Here is a 19,481-nt window from a genome sequence, read left to right as displayed (position 1 = left end):
CCTTGCCCCTCCTTAGATCAAGACGCGTCTTCCCTGCTGCTCCAGCATAATTCCACGCAAAGCCCGCCTAATTCCGATTGGCTGAGCAGCAAGCCCGAGTCGCCGCCGTACATCAAACGCAGACGTTGGTGCACGTTTTTCAGACCTGATTCTATTTCTTCATTGCTCGATTGAATCTTCCTCCGAATCGACTCAATCACCGCATAATCAATGCCCGTGCCCGTATCCTCAACCGCTACGTGGTTCATAAAGCCTTCCCTCCAGCACCTAATTCGAATCATGCCATATTCCGAATGATTATTGAATGAATGAAGAATGACATTCTCAACAAGCGGCTGGACGATTAACCGCGGAATTTCCAGGTCTGCCATCTGCGGATCGACCTCGATATGAAATTCAAAATCATCTCTCAGCATGCAATGGATTTCCAGATAGAAATGAACCAAGTCCAGCTCTTCTCTTAGCTTCACCATCTTGTTCCCCGTCTTGGTCGTGTACCGATAATACTTGCTCAAATTCATGGTCATCGAAATGGCTGCTTTGTCTTCGCTCAGCTCAATCATGCTTTTGATATAAGCAAGCGTGTTGTACAGAAAGTGCGGGTTGATCTGCGATTGCAGCTGTTTCAGCGTCGCATCCTTAGACCGGAGCTGCTCTTTGAATACATCCTCGATCAGCTTCTCTATTTTTGACGCCATGGAGTTGAATTTTTCATAAAGAAAGCGGTATTCCCCTTTGGGCTTGTCTACCATCCTTACGGAGTAAATCCCTTTTTCGATCAAATTCATGTTCTGGATCAGCTTGCGGAACGGGATCTGAATATTTCGATACATGACAAAGGCAAGATACGCCCCCATAAACAGAAGCATTCCGCTTATTACATAAAACATCGTCTGATTTCGGCTGATTGGTGCCATGATATGGCTGATAGGCACGTAATCAACGAGATACCAGCCTAATGATTCCAGCTTTTGATAGTGAACCTGAAACCGTGTCTTGCCGGATTCAAGCAGCATGTATCCGCTTTCCATCGAGCTGTCGATCTCCCTAAGCCGGGGAAGAAATTCGTCAATTTGATCCACGTTTACGGAATAATTATAGATAGGGTTCGCTCCTGGATGATAGAGGAACGGATCCCCCGAGCCATTGGCTTTAAATTCAGATAAAGCGCTTCGTAGTGCCGCCACGCCGAATTTAAGCAATACTCTCATATGCGCCTCCCCCGACTCCGCCGAGTTTTCGGGATAAGACAATATTTCCATGAAATAATCCTCATTCGGATCGGAATAATATTGCCAAAAGGTATCTTGCGCGGGAAACTCCTTCGGAAGCGCATTTAAGCTGGAGCTGCTCTTGATCATGATTCCGGTGCGGGGATAGAGAACGGCGATTACCGCTTTCCAATCGCCATAACCGGCAAGGCGGTTAATTTCTTCAGAGACGGTTCGGTTAATTCTATATTTGTCCAAGACATCGTCAAGCAGGTCAGGGTAAGCTAAATTACGTACATCCGTGCTTTCGTACAGCATTTTCTTATACGTATCCAATCGGAAAAACAACTCGTCCAACTGGTTGGCGAACGTTTCAATCTGATATTGCTTTACCTTAATGATTTCGTCCGTCAATACACGCGTGCTTGTTCGATTCGACACCGCAAATAAGAGCAAGATTGGGATAAGCAAAATGAACAAAGTGGCTATTAGTTTTGTAAATATGCTGAATCTGCTCATGGCCGATTGTCCTCTCCTATTCGGGCTCAGCATGTTAATGTTGGAGTTGAAACGCCGAGAACTGCTTTTTTAATTCGGCAAAAACAACGTCAAAGCCTGCCTTCTTCAGCGCTGCGATTGCATCTTCGTAGTACTCTTCATAACTGGCTAAACCAAAATTGATGGGCTCGAATTTTTCCTTATAGACCGCCATGACCTGCGCCATCTCATTTTTGACGGACGCCTCATTGAAGTGAAATCCGAATAATTGGGAAATGCGAGAGTTTTCGTCATTCGTAAGCATGTCATGGATAATATCATCCTCTACACTGGCGGGTGCGATAAAATAGTCCTTGTTTCGCCACATCCATTCGTATATCAACTGGTCATTGGTCAATTGCTTGATTTTACCGTTCTCCAGCTTATAGTCCTTTCCCTCTACCCCATAAATAATAAAATTATAATTTTCTTTGTTCTGCAGAATCCAATTCATGAACATCATCGCCCGTTCAGGATTTTCCGACGCCGCAGTGATCATAAAAGCTTCATTGCTCGGGGTAGTAATAAACTTCGGTTTCTCCTTCGCAAGATAATACTCGCGGAGCCTCGCGTTCGGATCGGCATTCCTTGCCGTTTGCAGGTTCTCCATGGCTCTGGAGACCGCGCCTACACGGAATAGAAGCTTTCCTGCATTTTCCTGATCGATCTTCGCTGCCGGATTGCCTACTAGATTTTTGTCGATGATGCCCATTTTCACCCATGATTCACGCAGTTTAGCTACCTTTTTGTATACATCAGACTCCACATAGCTCAGCATTTCCCCGGAATCCTCGTCTACCATAAATAACATTCGCTCATCCAAGGAAGAGTAGTTTCGATCCGTTAATTCGCGCCACAGCATTTCATGGCCTCGATCCGTTTCCAAATAGCCGTAATAACTGGGATCAATGGCTTGCATTCTCTCGAAAAAAAGCTCTAAATCCGCGATCGTCTTAATGTCGGACAGGTTGACCTTCTCTAGCAAATCCTGCCGAACCATGACCGAAGAGAATTTACCCGCAGACGTAAAAGCTTGGGTAGGTATCGCCCAAAGCTTATCGTCGATCCGGTTTTGCTTGAAGTTTTCATCGGGAATATGTTTGACAAGATCCTGCCCGTATTCGTCCAGGAGCTCATCTAAAGGTTGAATATAACCTTTCGTGTAATAAACGGAGACGAATGGCGCGCCATACCAGAACAAATCGTAATCCTCTCCGGTAGATAAGGCCAGTTCTAATTTTTGTTGGTAATTGGACCATGGGATATAAGTCAATTCAAGCTTCATATTCAAATCTTTTTTCAATCGCTCATTCAGTTCATTCTCAACGAAATCACCCATGCGCGCCGACAGATCGCCAGGCATAATCACTTTCAGCGTGACAAATGATTCCGGCACGTCTTCCGCTTGCTTTTCCACTGCATCGGAATTGTGGTATTCCGTCGAATTCGGCAAGTCAGGTCCGCTATTTTTGCTGTATAGGATGTACATGAGAGATATGAAAAGTATCGCAACCATTCCAATAACAGCAGGTTTCATCGAAACGCACAACCTCCTTTACCATAGAGCCTCAATGCTAGTCTACACTAATTATGCCAAAACGAATACGATGCCGCCATGTAGGCTTCCGCCGCTAATAAAGGGCAATCCCTTTCAAATATGGGAATCCAATATAAGACCGAATATTCGATACGACAGCGTAGCTGCATGCCTCATTTATGTGCCAAAATGGAGAGATAAAACAGGAGCACATGAACGCTGATGTCATGTGCTCCTTTATTTAGTTCAACCTTTAATTCATAAATTGCGCAAACTGTAAAAGCCTTTTGATCATGACTGCTGCTTCGGCCCGGCTTGCATGGGCGACAGGATCAAGCGCAGCTCCTGATTTCCCTTGCATGATTCGAGCGGTGAGCAGCTCAGCCACCGATTGCCTTGCCCATGAACCGATAGAACCTTTATCCGCATAGTTCTCAAGCAGGTTTTCGTCTGCTTGGACGGATTTGTTCACATAACTCAGAGCTCTGGAGAGCATGACGGCTATTTGCTCGCGGGTGATCCGTTCATTCGGTTTGAATGAACCGTCCTTAAAGCCTTCAATGATTCCCGCGTCAACCGCTGTCGCAACCGCAGCTGCAAACCAGTCTCGTTTAGATACGTCACTAAAAGCGGCGTCCGTGAGAGGACTAAGACCGAGAGAACGGACGAGTATGGCCGTGAACTCTGCGCGCGTAATTGAATTGTCCGGTGAAAAGCTGTTTACCGAAACCCCGTTAATAATCCGCTTAGAGGCCAGCAGCTCGATATCCGATTTTGCCCAATGGCCCTGAAGATCGGAGAACGTCTTACTGCCCGAAGCTACCGTGTAAATACTGTTTCCGTTCCGTTTGATGACAACCTCTTTATTTCCGCCTGTGCTTAGAAGGACGGACGGAACAAAATGAAAGGTTGCTGTAACCGGATCGAATAAGAGAGCAGTAGCTTTCGCAGCATCTAAGGTGTCCGGAAGCATAACGGTTCTTTCGAGATATGTGCTGCCGAAGCTGTTGATCTCGATCGACTTTCCGTTAGCTTGAGCAAAAATGCTGTAATCCAAAGCGGCGGTAAGCAACGTCAAGCCTTCCTTCTTTGCCTGCTCAGACATCAGATCTGCCACGCTGCCAGCAACTTTGTTAATGACAATACTTATGGTCATCTTATCAGGACTCACGCCTAGCTTTTCCGCTAAAGCAGCTAATCCTAACGCTTTGACAGGAACCTTGTAGCTTCCGAAATCCGTCTCTATAAGCACTGACGCTTCCGGCAGCCCATTCGCCGCATCCGCAAATGCGGATGCCGGGATATTGACCTTCACATTCCCACCGTCGTTTTTCAGTTGGATGATAACCGAATTCGTATTTACGTTAGTTGAGCCTTTAAGAAGGGCAAGGAAAGCATCCTGAAGCTTCTTCGAATCGATGGTTGCCGCCACTTCCTTGACGCCATTCTCATTCGTTGCCGGAACAAGTATGATCGCGTCTTGGCCTAACTTGATTCCTTTGTCCGTTGCTTCCGGCGCTGGTGTTGATGTGCCTCCGGAGCCGCCGGATGGCGGATTCGAACCGGTTGAGATCGTCACGTTAAATGGCTTCTCCAGATTGCCGTCAGCAGACTTCGCCGTAATGACGGTTTGGCCAACACCAACTGCCGTGACCAAGCCTGTGGCAGATACGTAGGCAACTTTAAGGTCTGCCGAAGACCAAACGATCCTTTTATTGCTGGCTTCTGCCGGCGCTACCGTGACATTAATCTGCTTATTTGCGCCTGGAGCCAATTGAACCTGGCCCGATGAGTCCGAAGTTAATCCCGTAACTCTTACCGCGGCCTCGGCAGCACTATTCGATACGTCTACGCTTCCTAGATTCAGCCACCCGCTTTCACTCTGCTCCGCATTTGCGAAGCGGAACTTCTTGGCGTCCGCATTGATTTCCTCTAGCGGATTTACGTAGCGCATCAAAATTTGATAGCTTCCATTGCTTAATTCCGGATTGTTCGTCGATTCGAACAGCTTATTGTTATCAAATCCATTCGTGTTAGGAAGAATGCCTTCCAGGTCCCAGCCCGGATTCCATGCTTTAATGATGCCATTACTTGACTTGACAGCAAGCTCGACCTTCCAGTTGTAGTAGAACGGCGCTACTCCTTTGTTCTCAAGCTCTACTCCCACCTTCAGGTTACCGTCGGATGCGTCCAGATAGGCGCTCGGCGCATAATATTCATAGCCCATTCTGCGCGATCCTTCCGTAGCTCTCGCCAAAGGCTCTGCATCTAGCGGAGTTTGGAATATGCCTTGGGCAAGCAACCAAGATGCATGCGTCAAGCCCAGACTCGTGTAATAATCCTCTCCCTGCGCCCCCTCGATCGGCGTCGTTGGTTCATTGTATTTAGGCGGATCATTGTTCCACATCTTCACTTGAATTTCCGGTCTCATCTCTCCGCCCATGCTGTTCGTCTTCCAGAATTCAGTTACTCCTGCATCATTGACCTTGCCCCAGAAATGCCAGCCTTGCCCGCCTAAGCTTGGCGGCAGCGTCTGGAATGCAAATGAATCATCATGATAACCGAAATCGAAATTTTTGGTTTGAAGCGTGCTGTTCTCCATTGGATTTCTTAATACGAGCTGCGTTTCGTCGAATGCGTTGTCCATAGCGGTAAGAACCCGCTTCATGTTGGCGTCTGTCGGCATCAGGTTAGGCGATTTCAGATTGCCGTCATAGGGATACGTATGCCATTCGCCCCAGAATCCGATTAATCCGATCATGATGGAACCGATCCGGGGATCGCCATCATAACGATTGCCAAGCGCGCCAATGAAATTGTCCAAAGCGCCCAATAATCGCTCATCGTTATAGTCAGGCGCTAAGCTCGTCGCATCCTTGCCATTGTCGAATTCCTCATACTTGTAAGTCGACAGTCCTTCATCCATTAGAAATTGCGGGATTGCTGAAGGTTTGTTCGGATAGTCCAGATACACCCTGAATACGGACTGATTGCCTCTGGCTGCTACCTCTGCAAGCCGTTTGTCCAGTTCAGACCAATTAAAGTCATCCAGATTGTTCATCAGCTTGCTCAGCGGCAAGTAAAAGAACTCCAAGCTGTATGGCAGCTGGGTAGGCCGATCTCTCCAATCGTCGCCAACTTTGAAATAAGCTTCCTCCGATGCATCATAGAAAGGCAGGAAACCTTTAAGCGGATTATCTACCGGCGCAGGAACATATTCCAAGGCAAACGTTCCAGCCGCCGTTGCCCATGCTGGCGCGCTTGGGTGCTCGGCAGGAGGTGTCGTCGTGCCTCCTCCGGATCCGTTCGTTCTGCCCGCTAACGCATAGATTCCGATCTGGTCTATGCTGAGGACGTTGTCCGCTTGGTTTTTAGGGCCGAAGCCGAATTGAATTTGCAAAACCTTGCTCGAATCGAATTCAGCATCGCATGCACCGCAGCCTTGCCATGCGGATTGAGCGAATGCGCTCCAAGGAATTCTAACCATTCCTTTGTAGCCCGCAGGGACCGAGAGGGAGCCTCCGCCGAGAGTAGTTGGCTTCCAGCCGTCAGCTGCATGGTAGAAGTTCACCACTCCTCCTTCTTTTAACGAAAACTCGCCTTTCGGCGCATCGGTAACCAGCGATAGATTCAAATCCATATTTTTGTTGCTTGGCGACGTATTGTTGACCCAGAATGTAAGTCCGTCAAATGCCGACCAATCCGAGTCTGCTCCGGTAAATGCCGCGCGTTTAATATTGGCCCAATCGGATATGGGCTTGACCGGAGGAGGAGAAACCGAGAACTTCATCGCCTGGCTGCCATTTGAATAATTCACTGTGTCAATCGCGCGCAGCGCAGACGGCTCTCCAGATTCCCAGTCTACTCTCCAGACGTTCTGCAAAGCGGCATCGCTCTCGTACGATTCGAAATCTTCCAGTATTTTATCCGCCCGATAGAGCATGATGTCATCAATCGTGATGACATTGTGAATATAACCGGCTGGCGGATATCCGAACTGAAGGCCGGTTACTTCGCTAGCATCCAACGCTGCAGCGCAATCCGCTTGAACGCCGTCGCACTGCCACGCGGATTGTACGAATTGATCCCAAGCCACTCTTACTACGCCTTTGAAGCCTGCGGGAACGTTTAGCGAGCTCCCGTTGAATGCCGCAGCTTGCCAGCTTCCATCAGCAGCGATCGTCAAAGCCGATCCGCCTTCTTTGAGCCCAAACTCCCCTTTGGCTGCAGGAGTTTGCAGCGCAACATTCAAGCTGAAGTTTTTATTATCGTTTGTTGTGTTGTCCACCCAGAAGCTTAAACCGTCGAATTTGGACCAATTACGTTTGTCCGAAGGGATGGAATGGATCGTATTCGACCACTCCGAATCAGCGATCGCAACCGATAGCGTAAGGCCTTTGCTTCCGCTTGCTTGGCCGAGCGCCTTCGCAACGGAGCCCGGTTTGTCCGACCACGCTTCCGTCCATGCTTGCCCAAGCGCGGCATCATCGGCATATGACTCGAAATTTTCAATGAGCCCCGCCTTTCCTGAACCAGGATCAGTGCCCGGGTCAGTGCCTGGATTGGTACCAGGGTCAGAATCTGATTCATACTTGTCCGTGAAATATATTTCATCGATATAGATGGTGCCTGTCTGATCCCAAGCAGCTTGCGAAATCGCAATGCTCCAGATGGTTTGCGACAAATTAATCCCTTGAGTAGGCAGGTCTATAACCAAATCCTTATAGCTTGTCGTTATCGTATCTCCGCTGAATTGGCCTAGCGTTTTCGTTGTGCCGCCAACGCTGAGGCTGACCTGATTCTCTTCTCCCCCGGCGGCTCCTTTCACCCGAATGACCAGTTTCCCCGTATCTGCCACATTACGGCCGATATTGGTTTCGAGCCGCGACATATTCTGATACTGCAGAACTAATGCTCCGTCTTGGACAACGCCAGCGCCATTCCCATTGGCAAAGTTGCTTGAACCTGTCCATTGATTAAGATCATTTTGAGTGTTTCCAGACCACGCTGGCGTTCCGTCATAATCATCCACGAGCAGGCGCTTTGGCGGAGGCGGAGGTGAAGTCGGCGGTACCGTGCAAGGCGATGCGCAATCTCCTACCAGCACGGGACCCAAATTGAGCCAACCTTCTTTGTCTTGGTCCGTATTCGCAAATCCTACCTTTTTCGCTTTGTTGCTAATGGCTTCTAACGGATTGACGACCTTCATGACCAAATAATAATAACCGTCATTCAAGCCCGGAGCAGGAATGGACGCATCGAAATAATAGGGTTCGCCGAATGGGACATATTTCGGATCGCCAGAGAGGTTCCATTCCGGATACGTTCTGATTTGCAAAGGCATAACCTTCGTCATATCCCATGCCGTATCCCATTGCTTAATCAGCTTGCCTGACGCATTTTTCACTCCGAGCTCTACCTTCCAAGGATAAGCGAAAGGAGCAACGCCGTTATTCTGTATGGTTACTCCGACTTTAAGCGGGTCGCCTTGAGCAACATCATTATAGTAGGCGCTCTTCACATTTAAATCATAGCCCATCTTTCTCACGCCTGCGGCAACGGCAGCATCATTTGCGTTATAGTTGCTGATGCCGCCTTGGTTGATCATCCACGTCGCATGAGTCAATTCAATATCATCCATTGCATCATCAACATTGGCGCCGCCGCTGAAGAAGCTGCTCTGAATTTCCGGACGCACTTCTCCGCCGACCGTTTCCGTTATCCATTTATTTTCCGAGCCGGCTTCCAGCATTTTGGTCATAAACGAATAATAAGCTCCGCCCATGCTCTCTGGCTGCGTTACGCTTTGTAGCGGATCGCCTTCCTTGTACCCGAAAGAGTCATCATGGTAGCCAAAATTGTACTCCGATGCGCCGGGCAAGCCGGGATATCGGACCTCAAGCTTCGTTTGGTTAAACGCTGCATCATATGCGGTGAAAAGTTCTCCGATTGTATCTGCGCTAGGCATATAGTTCGGCAACCCATCCGCTGCATCCTCATCATAAGGGTAAGTATGCCACTCCCCCCATAGTCCAACGAGCCCCATATGAATGAATCCAATGCGCGGATCTCCGTCATATTCCGCCCCGAAGGCTTCAATGAAGTTGGTCAAATAAGTGACCATTAACGGATCATCGTAATCAGGTTCGTCCTGGTTAAAGGTATCGTTATGACGCATTTCAACGCCGCTTTGGTGAATAAAGTCCGGAATGGCATCCTCCTTGCCCGGATATTCAAGATAGACTCTGATTGCCGCCTGATTCCCTCTTGCTGCGATGGCATTCAATGCCGGCTCGATGCCCGTATCGAATGTATAGGAATCAGGGCCATTCATCACCGCTTTCAGCGGGATATAATACCATTCCAAGCTGTGAGGGAAAGAAGTTTCCGTTTCCCACGGATAGAACGGCGCGAAGCCTTTTAACGGGTTGTCTAGCGGGCTTGGGGCAAAGCTCAAATCATGCTTGGCTAAGGCGCTATCCACCGCAGGGCTCGGATATGGATTAGCGGGTACGCGCGTTGGCGCAGGGTCCGCGCTTGCAATGCTTGCGGCATTTCCAAAGAGCGTGCTTAACAACATACTGCCAATAAGCAACACGTTGAATGATGCCTTCCTAATCTTGTGAACGGATAATGGACTCATTGAAACCCTCCTCGATTACGCTGATCATAATGAAAACGCTATCATAATTACATTTGCTTATATCCATTTTCCGCATGCAAAATAAGCAGCAGGCCCATCCGGACTTCTATAAGCCCGGATACCTGCGGAAATGGATTCGAAACCGATAAAGCGAATAAGAAGCATTAGAACCAATCGTTTATCCTTTATGCGCGCTAAATGCGATGCCTTCGATAAACTGCTTTTGAAAGATAAAGAAGAGAATGATCATCGGAACTACCGCCATGAAGGCGCCTGCCATTAAGACGGGGTAATCCGTTCCGAACATGGAAACGAGCGTTGCAATGCCCGAAGACAAAGTCATTTTCTCAGGCGAGCTGTTAATAATGAGCGGCCACTGCAATTCATTCCATGACCACTGCAGCTGAATAATGACGATAGCCACCAAAGCCGACCTGACTAGCGGGAGCATGATATGCCAGTAAATTTGAAAAGGATTGCAGCCATCGAGCACTGCCGCTTCTTCCAATTCCTTCGATATGGTCATAAAGAACTGCCTTAAAAGAAAGGTAGCGAATGGACTTATTAACGAGGTAATCCAAAGCGCTGTAACCGTATTGACCAATCCAAAGTCACTCATCATCATATATTGCGGCGTATAGAAAACAGGATTAGGCACCATCATGACTGAGATAATCAATACAAAGAGAATCGTGCTTCCCGGGAATCTTAACCGAGCAAAGGCATATGCCGCCATCGAGCTAAATACGACCGGAAATATGGTTTTCATTATAGCCGTGAACACGGTGTTCATATAATAGTGCGGGAATGCGGATTGCTTGATCGCCTCGATATACCCTCTTAAGCTGGGGGCATCCGGGAAAAAATGAATGGGAATTTGGGTTGCTTCCGTTGTTGTCTTCAGCGAAGTCAGCACCATCCAAACAAATGGAACGAGCATTACAACGGCGCTGATTATAAGAATGATATGAACGATCCAGTTGATCTTCCTCGCCGATGAGATTTGCATTTCTGTCATCCTTCCTCCTCAGTCGTAGACGACCCACTTTTTCTGGAAAGCAAATTGAATCCCTGTCAGCACAAGGTTAATCAACAATAATACATTGATAATTGCGGCTCCGTAATTGGGATTAAAGTAAACGAAGCTGTTTTGATAATAGGCATAAACAAGTGAGCGAACCGACGGAAGCGCTACATTCGTTTTCCCAATAATCAGGAAGATAGAGTCAAAGATCTGCGTTGCTCCAATTAATAGGATAATGCTCGTGAAAAATAGTGTCGGGGTCAGCATAGGAATGGTGATATACCGAAACTTGTTGAATCTCTTGGCACCGTCAATGTCTGCCGCCTCGTAAAGCGATTTGGGTATCCCTTGCAAGCCTGCGAGAATGAGCAGCATATTAAGGCCGATTGCCCCCCACACGCCAACGATAACCAACACGAACATCGCATAGTTGGAATTAGACAGCCATGCCACCCGGGTTCCCAAAAGATGATTGACCAGTCCGAAGTCCTGAGCGAACAGGACGACCCAGACCATCGCTGCCGCTGCAGGCATCGTGACTTGAGGCAAGAAAAAAATGACACGGTAAATGGACAAACCTTTGATCTTGGTATTCAGCAGTACAGCAAAAACGGTAGAGAGGATTAGCGTAATGGGCACAAACAAAACAACGTAGTATAAGGTGTTGCGCAGATTTTGCCAAAACTCTTCGTCACGGAATAATTTCACGTAATTATCGAAGCCAACCCAATGATTAACGAGCCCGAAATTCTCCGACTGTTGGAATCCTAGCATAATCGACTGGAGAACCGGCCAACCCCAGAAAACCAATGTGCCTATGAGAGTCGGCGCGATCATGAAGTAGGCCCAAACATATCTGCTTCTGGAATTCAATCTGACCACTCCCTATTCATTGGAGACGTTCCTGCTTGCCAGGAACGTCCCCCGAATCACTTTCATTTGGATAATAGGCTTATTTCGCTTCCGTTATGGCTTGGTTCATCATCTCAGCGACCTTTTTCGCGGCTTCCTCCACTGCGATGGCTCCGCCCCACGCTTGCGACATAATCTCAGGCTCTTTCGCGAACCATACCGGGTACGATTCGGAACCGCTCGGATACGGAATCGCGTCAGCTACTTGCTCCGTGAATATTTTCAGATTCAAATGCGGTCTCGAAGTCAGCCATGCATCCTGCGTGCCGTTGAATGCCGGTATTGCAGCACCCATTTCCGCCGTAATTTCCGCAGCTTTTTGGGATCCAAGATACTTGAGGAATAGCCAAGCTTCTTCTTTGTTCTTGCCACCTGCAGACATCACGTTGCCTAAACCATTGATGATATTGCCTCTTTTCACTTTGCCAGAAGGCAATTTCGCCCAATCCCATTTCCCCTTGATAATTTCGCTGCTATCGATATCGCTTATCCGCCATGATCCGTCAAAGATCATCGCTAATCTGCCGGACTTGAACATTTCGGTTGCTTCCGTGTCCGTCATTTGCTGATGAGTCGGAGAAGCGCCGTCAAGAATCATTTGATAACGGGCCTTCAACGCTTCAATGGAAGCCGGATCATCATATCCCGACTTACTCAAATCAGAAGAAAGGATGCTCCCGCCATTAGCCAAAATATCGTTCCAATATCCCGTTTGCGTATCAAGCTTCGCTCCGAAGCCATAGATGCCTTTATCAGGCTGGCTTAGCTGCTTGGCAACCTCGGCAAGCTTGGCATAATCCCAAGTGTCGTCCGGATACGGTATGTTCGCTTGGTCAAACAGCTCTTTGTTGTACGCCAATCCGATTGTGTCGAAATCTTTAGGCACGCCGTAGTTTTCGCCGTTCAGTGTATAGATGGTAGCAAGGTCTGCCGCATAATTGTTCAGATCGATTTCTCCGGCCTGTATCTTGCTTGTGATCGGCTCCAGAAATTTGCCTGATGCGTATTTAACGAATTGCCCGCCATGCATCCAGAAAACATCCGGCAATGTACCAGACGGTGCGGCAGCTGACATTTTTGTCCAGTAGTCGCCCCATGGAATGACCTCAACCTTGATTTTGATATTCGGATTTTCCGCCGTAAACTCTTTTGCAATGGCTTCCATGGCCGGCTGCTGAATCTTATCCCAAATGGAATAGGTAAGGGTTACGTTCTTTTTAGGCGCATCCGTCGCTTCCCCGGCCGTGTTGTTTGGACTATTGTCCGGCGCGTTGGTGGAGTTGTTGCTGCAAGCGGCAGAGAACAAAGCGATAACGGTAAACACAGTTGCAAGCATGAATGAAAATTTGTTTCTTTTTGCCATTTCAAATCCCCCTATTGATTAATTTAGGCAAATTATTTGCGTAAACTGCTACGCTTATTACCTTGCCTCTTTACTCCTTTATTCTAATTCAATACTATAACCGCTTTAAATGCCTCATTTTTAAGATTGCATGCCCAATTATTAAGATAAAAAGGGTTTGCATTCAAATAGAGATTCATCCATAATATTAGTAAATAATTGCGCAAATTATTTCTCAAAATGAATAGGAGTGTCTGCTATGAAGATTACTGAATTGCAAAGAGGACCTGAAGAATTCTGGTGGGGAGGCGTAATCAACGAAGGGCATTTGATGCCGTTTGGAGACCGTCCGCATACGCGTGATTTGCGCTTGACGGATGATAATCAAGCTTCCCCCTTGTTGCTCTCTAATCTAGGAAGGTACATATGGAGCGAAGAGCCGTTTACCTTCTCTTTTAATGAGGGCATGATTGCAATTGAACACAAACAGGAGCTATGGATTGAAGAAGGACATGAAACGCTTCAAGGCGCTTTCCGGCACGCATGCCGCACATATTTCCCCCCTTCCGGCGCTACGCCTGACAAACTAGCGTTTGAAGCGCCGCAATACTGCACATGGGTCGAAATGTTTTATGAACCGACACAGGAAAAACTGCTCCACTATGCGCGATCTATTATTGAAAACGGCATGCCCCCAGGCGTGCTAATCATTGACGATAATTGGATGCAAGACTATGGGACATGGGACTTTGATAAGCATAGATTTCCCGACCCCGCCGGCATGATCGATGATTTGCATGCATTAGGGTTTAAAATCATGCTTTGGGTATGCCCGTATGTGAGTCCCGACAGCATTACATTCCGGAAATTGCGTGATCTTGGATTATTGATGAAACATGCCGACGGTACGCCTGTCCTGAGAAGATGGTGGAACGGGTACAGCGCGATTATCGACTATACAACCCTAGGCGGCGCCGCATGGTTTAAACAACAGCTAGACAGGCTGATTGCGGATTACGGGGTTGACGGATTCAAGCTTGACGCGGGAGAGCCTCTCTTGCCTGACCTAATGGATGACGTTGCAGCAGACGTCGCATGGTCGCGTCCCATCCGCCCGATGGAAGATTGCGAATCCTATGCCAGGCTGGGAATTGGATATGCGCTTAGCGAATTACGCATGTGCTGGAAGCTCGGGGGGCAAGCGCTGATCCAGCGGCAGCGGGATAAAACGCATTCATGGGAAGCTGCGACCGGACTGAGGGGATTAATCCCTAACGCGATAGCCCAAGGTCTTATGGGATACGCTTTTAATTGTCCTGACATGGTGGGCGGCGGAATGGACGGCGATATCAATTCACCGGATTTCCGTTTTGATTCCGAGCTATTTATCCGGTTTGTCCAATGTTCGGCTTTATTTCCCGCGATGCAGTTTTCCATGGCGCCGTGGCGGGTTCTGAACGGCGATGAATTGGCCTGGTGTATGGATGCGGTACGGATACGCACGGAATTAGGCCCTCTGCTCTCCGAGCTCGCGGACCAAGCCGCCAAAGATGGCCTGCCCATTCTGCGTAGTCTGGAATTCATTTTTCCGCAACAAGGCTTTCACGCCGTTCAGGATCAATTCATGGTCGGAGAATCCATTCTGGTAGCGCCAGTCATGAATAAGGGGCAGATCGCGCGAAGCATCCAATTTCCGGAGGGCCGATGGCTCGGTGATGACGGAAGCGTAGTCGATGGCCCTATCCAGCTCGAAGTCCATGCGCCACTGTCCCGCTTGCCCTGGTATAGAAAAATTTGAGTCCTTACTTTAAGGAGAGCTTCTTATGAAAACGATCAAATTAGCAGTTATAGGAGCAGGCGCAAGAGGCTTCTTATCCTATATGCCATATGTTCAGAGGTTTCCCCACGAGGCAGAGGTGGTCGCGGTTGCCGAACCAAACAACGAGCGAAAAACGAGATTTGCGGAAGCGCTGAATCTAACCTCCGAGCAGCTCTATTCATCATGGGAAGAGCTGCTGAGCCAGCCTAAGCTTTGTGACGCAATTCTTATCTGCACGCAGGATCAGATGCATTATCAGCCTACGATTGCCGCTCTTCGTGCGGGTTATCATGTCCTTCTTGAAAAACCGATGTCCAACAATCCGATGGAGTGCGTAGAGATGGAAAGAATCGCGCGCGAAGAAGGACGCCTGCTCTCGATCTGTCACGTCTCGAGATATACGCCCTTTTGGCAAAAGATGAAACAAATCATTCATGACGGCCTTATTGGAGACGTAATGTCCGTTCAACATAACGAAAACGTCGGTTACCTCCACTATGCCCATAGCTTTGTCAGAGGCAATTGGCGCAATGACGCTCTCTCTAGTCCAATGATATTGGCCAAATCTTGCCATGACATGGATCTGATCCGTTGGATCGTCGATGCGGATTGCACGAAGGTCAGCTCCTTTGGTTCATTGGGCCATTTCCATATCGACAATGCCCCTGCCGGCTCGACCGACCGCTGCACGGATGGCTGCGAGGTGGAGCATACCTGTCCCTATTCCGCATTGCGCTTCTATCTGCAGGACACGGATTTAAATCCGTTTGCGGCACTCATAGCAGATCCGCCTACCGAAGCCAATAGAATGAAAGCCATATTGGAAGGTCCTTATGGCAAATGTGTTTATCGGACGGATAATAACGTAGTGGATCATCAGACGGTCAATATGGAATTTGAAAATGGCGCCACCGTTATATTCAGCATGAGCGGGTTTACGCGTGATATGAACCGTATCGTCCAAATCATGGGGACCAAAGGGGAAGTTCGCGGCGATTTGCTAAGCGGCCGCATTGATCTATTCGAGTTTTCGTCAGGCACTCAATCCGTCATTCAAACCTTAAATGGCAATAGCGGCCATCAAGGAGGCGACGATGGGATTATGCGACAGTTCCTATCCGACCTTCGGAATGGAAGATATATCGATACCCTGACTTCTGCGGAAGCCTCTCTGGAAAGCCATCTTATGGCCTTCGCCGCCGAGGAATCCAGGCGGAGGGAAGGCGCTGTCGTGGATATGAAGCTCTTTCGCCAATCGCTTTCATCAACCGTGCTCAGCGAAACTCGTTGAACGGCTTTAGGCTCATGAGCAATTCTCATCATACTCAAGCGTGTAAGAAAGAATAAAGAAGACCGGCCGCAGAATTGCGGGCCGGTCTTCTTTTGTAGGTTTAATGGAATCGGATCGCGATTCCTTTCACCACTTATTCGAAACGAATCTCATCAATCCAGACCGAGCTGTTGCCACCATGCCAAAACGTCATTGACAGCTGGCCAGGGGCAGCGCGATCTACGCCGTTCGCGGCCAAATCAATTTCAATATTTTTGTAGCTGGTCGTTACCGTATCTCCGCTGAAAGCCGCCAATGTTTTGGTCACTCCGCCGATCGTGAGCTGGAAGTGGCTTTGCTCGCCCCCACTAGCGCCCTTCATACGAATGACCATTTTCGAGTAGCTCCCGATGCTCTGGTTAATGTCCGTGCCTAACCATCCGTCATTGTTATACTGAAGCTTTAATGCCCCTGATTCAATGACGACTGCGTTGTTGACGAACCCGTTTGCGCTTGACCACTTGCCAAGATCATTGGCTCCCGGCCAGCCCGGCGAGTTGTCGAAGTTATCTAACAGCAACCCGGTTGTTCCGCCAGCGGCATTTGTCGTTACATTAACTGCTGCGCTTGCAGCCGATAGATTGCCGGCTGCGTCTTTTGCTTTCACGGTATACGCGTATGCCGTATTGGCATTTAAGCCGCTATCCGTAAAGCTGTTCGTGGCAGATGTGCCCGTTTGATTGCCGTTTCTGTAGATCACATACTCCGTAACGCCGATATTGTCCGTCGAGCCGCTCCATGACAAGCTTACGCTGTTCGATGTTTTGCCCGATTCGCTCAAATTCGTTGGCGCCGTAGGCGCTTGCGTATCGCCGGAGCTTCCTCCCCCAGAAATTTGAATGCGGTCGAAATCAGGTGCCCAGCCAGTCGGATTAGAGAAATGGATCGTATTATTGCCTGCATTCAGCTGTACTTGTGCCTGAACGGTGCCAACCGTAGTCCAGCCTCCCGTGCTTGGCAGATTGAGCGTGGAGGCTGATCCTCCGTTTACGCGCAGCTGCGAAGTACGGGCCTCGCCGCTAAGGTAAGAAACCGTCATCGTATACGTTCCTGCTGAAGACGCGCTTACACCGTTAAATTGCAAAGTACCGTCGTTATTCCCGACATACCCTACCTTCGAGCTTCCGGAGCATGTAGCGCACGCGGAAACGATTGCCGCTCCAGTCCGCGTATTGCTTGCGGACTCCGCTTCATAGGCTGTACCGGTCCCGCCTCCTCCTGAAGCATTCGTGGTCGCGCTTACAGCGCTGCTGTTGGCGGATACGTTCCCCGCCGCGTCCTTGGCTCTGACTGTGTAGCTGTAATTCGCGGCCGGGCTTAACCCCGTATCCGTAAAGGTATTGGTGCTCGAAGAGCCTACAGATACGCCTCCGCGGAAAATATCGTAGCCGGTTACGCCGACGTTGTCGGTTGAAGCCGACCACGTCAGGCTGACGCTGCTCGAAGTCGTCCCGCTTACAGCCAGATTACCCGGCAAGCTTGGCGCCTGAGTATCTGTGCTTCCGCCGCCGCTATAACCGCCATCATATGCCGTTTGGGTTAGGTTATACGAAAGCGTATTGTCAGGTTTCAACAAATCAAAAGGCCCGATGTTCTGATTGGCAGGGTCCATACCGATTCCTACTTTGCCGAGCGGCGTTCTGCCGCCTGTATAATAGTTGGTATTGGCAAATCTCGCGCTTGGCTTATACCCGTAAGGGTCGAGGATGGAAAGCGCCAACGTGTAGGTTCCCGCCGGAACGTTGGTAGGGATTGTAAACGCGCCGGAAACCTGCTGAACGGCAGGCGCTTGCGTATATTGGCGCGTCGTGCTGTTCCAATTGTCGCCCGGCATCCAATTCCGTATGTCCACGTTGTTGAAAATTCCCTTCCAAGCTACCGTGCGGTCGCTTCTTAGCAAGCTGGCTTCCACAGGCCAGTTGTAATAGAACGGAGCCGACCCTTTGTTCACGACTTGAAAGGATACATTCATTGACCCGCCAGGCTGCACGTTTCCCGAGAATGTCGCTTGGTTGACGACGAAGCGGTATCCGAATTCTTTCTGCATCAAAGCTGCTCCCTGCGAAACGGCCGAATTGCCCGCATCGTACAGATCGATCCAGCCTAGACTGGTTGTATGTGTTTTTTTGATCCAATCGATGACGTAATTCCGATGGTTCGGATCGCTTAACGTGTCGTTAGGCGAATCACCCGGCTGAATATCCTTCTGCCCCCAATCGTAGGCAACCTCGCCGCCGTTAACTTGCGTTCTCCAAACGTTTCTTGCGACAATCCCTTCTCCTCCAGCCAGATCGTCGATTAAGGCGAAGGAGTCCCATAGAAATCCGAAGTTATAATTTTGGAATGTATCGGGATAACGGACTTGGACTTTCTTGTTCTGAAAAGCTTGCGTAGCGGCATCGCCTAAGGCCGTCTGGAAGCTAAGCGGAATTCTGTCCGTATTGTCCGTCATCTTATCCGGCCAAATATGATGCTCTCCCCAATTCCCCCACAATCCTAGCTCAATGTAGGCCACTCTGGGATCATTGTCCCAAGCTTGGCCAAGCTTCTGGACGAAAGCGGTCAGACGGCTTTTCAATGCCTCCGACGTCCATTGCGTCGTCACGTCGCCATGAGGTACGCCTTGGGGCCAAAACTCCCCTCCGTTCGGATAGACGATGAACACGCGCGGAATTACTTTTTTGTTCTGGCTCTCGATTCCTGCCCAAGCCGTATTGCTCCAATCCTTGATCTTCTGAACGGAGTCCGACGCCGCATTCTCCAAATCGGTGTATTTGATATAGTGCTTAAACACGGTACCGTACTCTTGATTCGAGAAGCTGGTGTCGTTCATGAACCGAGTTGGCCTAAATCCCTTAAAGGGATTTTTGTAAGCCTCTTGCGTCTCCGTCAGATTAACGCTGATCGGACCGACAGCCGCTGACGCCGAATTGCCGAACGGTACCGCCAAAGAGCCTCCTGTCAGCAAAGCAAACGACAATAACATGGTAAACGCTTTCACAAACGGCTTTGAAAAACTTCTTTTCACTAATCATCCCTCCCATATTTTAAAAGGTTTACGCAAATAAATTGCGCAAACTTTTGTGTTTTAGTATATTCTAACATTGCTCGCTCCGTCAATTAAAA

9 protein-coding genes are annotated in these 19,481 nt (G+C 48.9%); 2 read left to right on the top strand and 7 right to left on the bottom strand.

Annotation, left to right across the window (positions count from 1 at the left end; all coding sequences use genetic code 11):
• Positions 1–17 precede the first annotated feature (17 nt).
• The 6 genes from AC0YN3_RS20690 to AC0YN3_RS20665 form a co-directional block, all read right to left on the bottom strand.
• Positions 18–1,730, bottom strand: coding sequence for a sensor histidine kinase (locus AC0YN3_RS20690; RefSeq protein WP_475776858.1), 1,713 nt, complete (start codon positions 1,728–1,730; stop codon positions 18–20).
• 34 nt (positions 1,731–1,764) lie between these two features.
• Complete coding sequence (locus tag AC0YN3_RS20685) at positions 1,765–3,285, bottom strand: ABC transporter substrate-binding protein (protein ID WP_475776857.1); 1,521 nt, start codon at positions 3,283–3,285, stop codon at positions 1,765–1,767.
• Positions 3,286–3,538: 253 nt separating this feature from the next.
• Positions 3,539–9,928 (bottom strand): S-layer homology domain-containing protein, encoded by a 6,390-nt coding sequence (locus tag AC0YN3_RS20680; protein ID WP_475776856.1) that lies wholly within the window; start codon positions 9,926–9,928, stop codon positions 3,539–3,541.
• 178 nt (positions 9,929–10,106) lie between these two features.
• Positions 10,107–10,946, bottom strand: coding sequence for a carbohydrate ABC transporter permease (locus AC0YN3_RS20675; RefSeq protein WP_475776855.1), 840 nt, complete (start codon positions 10,944–10,946; stop codon positions 10,107–10,109).
• 9 nt (positions 10,947–10,955) lie between these two features.
• A complete protein-coding gene (locus AC0YN3_RS20670) occupies positions 10,956–11,834 on the bottom strand; it encodes a carbohydrate ABC transporter permease (RefSeq protein ID WP_475776854.1) in 879 nt (292 codons plus the stop codon).
• Positions 11,835–11,904: 70 nt separating this feature from the next.
• A complete protein-coding gene (locus AC0YN3_RS20665; RefSeq protein WP_475776853.1) occupies positions 11,905–13,227 on the bottom strand; it encodes an ABC transporter substrate-binding protein in 1,323 nt (440 codons plus the stop codon).
• A gap of 238 nt (positions 13,228–13,465) precedes the next feature.
• On the opposite strand from AC0YN3_RS20665, the gene AC0YN3_RS20660 reads away from it, so the two are divergent.
• Both AC0YN3_RS20660 and AC0YN3_RS20655 read left to right on the top strand, forming a co-directional pair.
• The gene (locus AC0YN3_RS20660) at positions 13,466–15,004 is read left to right on the top strand and encodes a glycoside hydrolase family 31 protein (protein ID WP_475776852.1); all 1,539 of its coding nucleotides are present in this window, start codon (positions 13,466–13,468) and stop codon (positions 15,002–15,004) included.
• A 25-nt stretch (positions 15,005–15,029) separates the two neighbouring features.
• Positions 15,030–16,316 (top strand): Gfo/Idh/MocA family protein, encoded by a 1,287-nt coding sequence (locus tag AC0YN3_RS20655; RefSeq protein WP_475776851.1) that lies wholly within the window; start codon positions 15,030–15,032, stop codon positions 16,314–16,316.
• 133 nt (positions 16,317–16,449) lie between these two features.
• On the opposite strand, the gene AC0YN3_RS20650 is transcribed toward AC0YN3_RS20655, so the two are convergent.
• Positions 16,450–19,383, bottom strand: coding sequence for a DUF4832 domain-containing protein (locus tag AC0YN3_RS20650; protein WP_475776850.1), 2,934 nt, complete (start codon positions 19,381–19,383; stop codon positions 16,450–16,452).
• Positions 19,384–19,481 lie beyond the last annotated feature (98 nt).

The organism is Paenibacillus sp. J22R232 (genome assembly GCF_056269165.1).
Note: the sequence above shows the minus strand (reverse complement) of the source record. Positions and strands in the feature narration are given on the sequence as shown.

Bases quoted from the DNA above. Each gene is read 5' to 3' on its own strand.
- AC0YN3_RS20690 (WP_475776858.1), bottom strand. From the start codon at position 1,730: ATGAGCAGATTCAGCATATTTACAAAACTAATAGCCACTTTGTTCATT.
- AC0YN3_RS20685 (WP_475776857.1), bottom strand. From the start codon at position 3,285: ATGAAACCTGCTGTTATTGGAATGGTTGCGATACTTTTCATATCTCTC.
- AC0YN3_RS20680 (WP_475776856.1), bottom strand. From the start codon at position 9,928: ATGAGTCCATTATCCGTTCACAAGATTAGGAAGGCATCATTCAACGTG.
- AC0YN3_RS20675 (WP_475776855.1), bottom strand. From the start codon at position 10,946: ATGACAGAAATGCAAATCTCATCGGCGAGGAAGATCAACTGGATCGTT.
- AC0YN3_RS20665 (WP_475776853.1), bottom strand. From the start codon at position 13,227: ATGGCAAAAAGAAACAAATTTTCATTCATGCTTGCAACTGTGTTTACC.
- AC0YN3_RS20660 (WP_475776852.1), top strand. From the start codon at position 13,466: ATGAAGATTACTGAATTGCAAAGAGGACCTGAAGAATTCTGGTGGGGA.
- AC0YN3_RS20655 (WP_475776851.1), top strand. From the start codon at position 15,030: ATGAAAACGATCAAATTAGCAGTTATAGGAGCAGGCGCAAGAGGCTTC.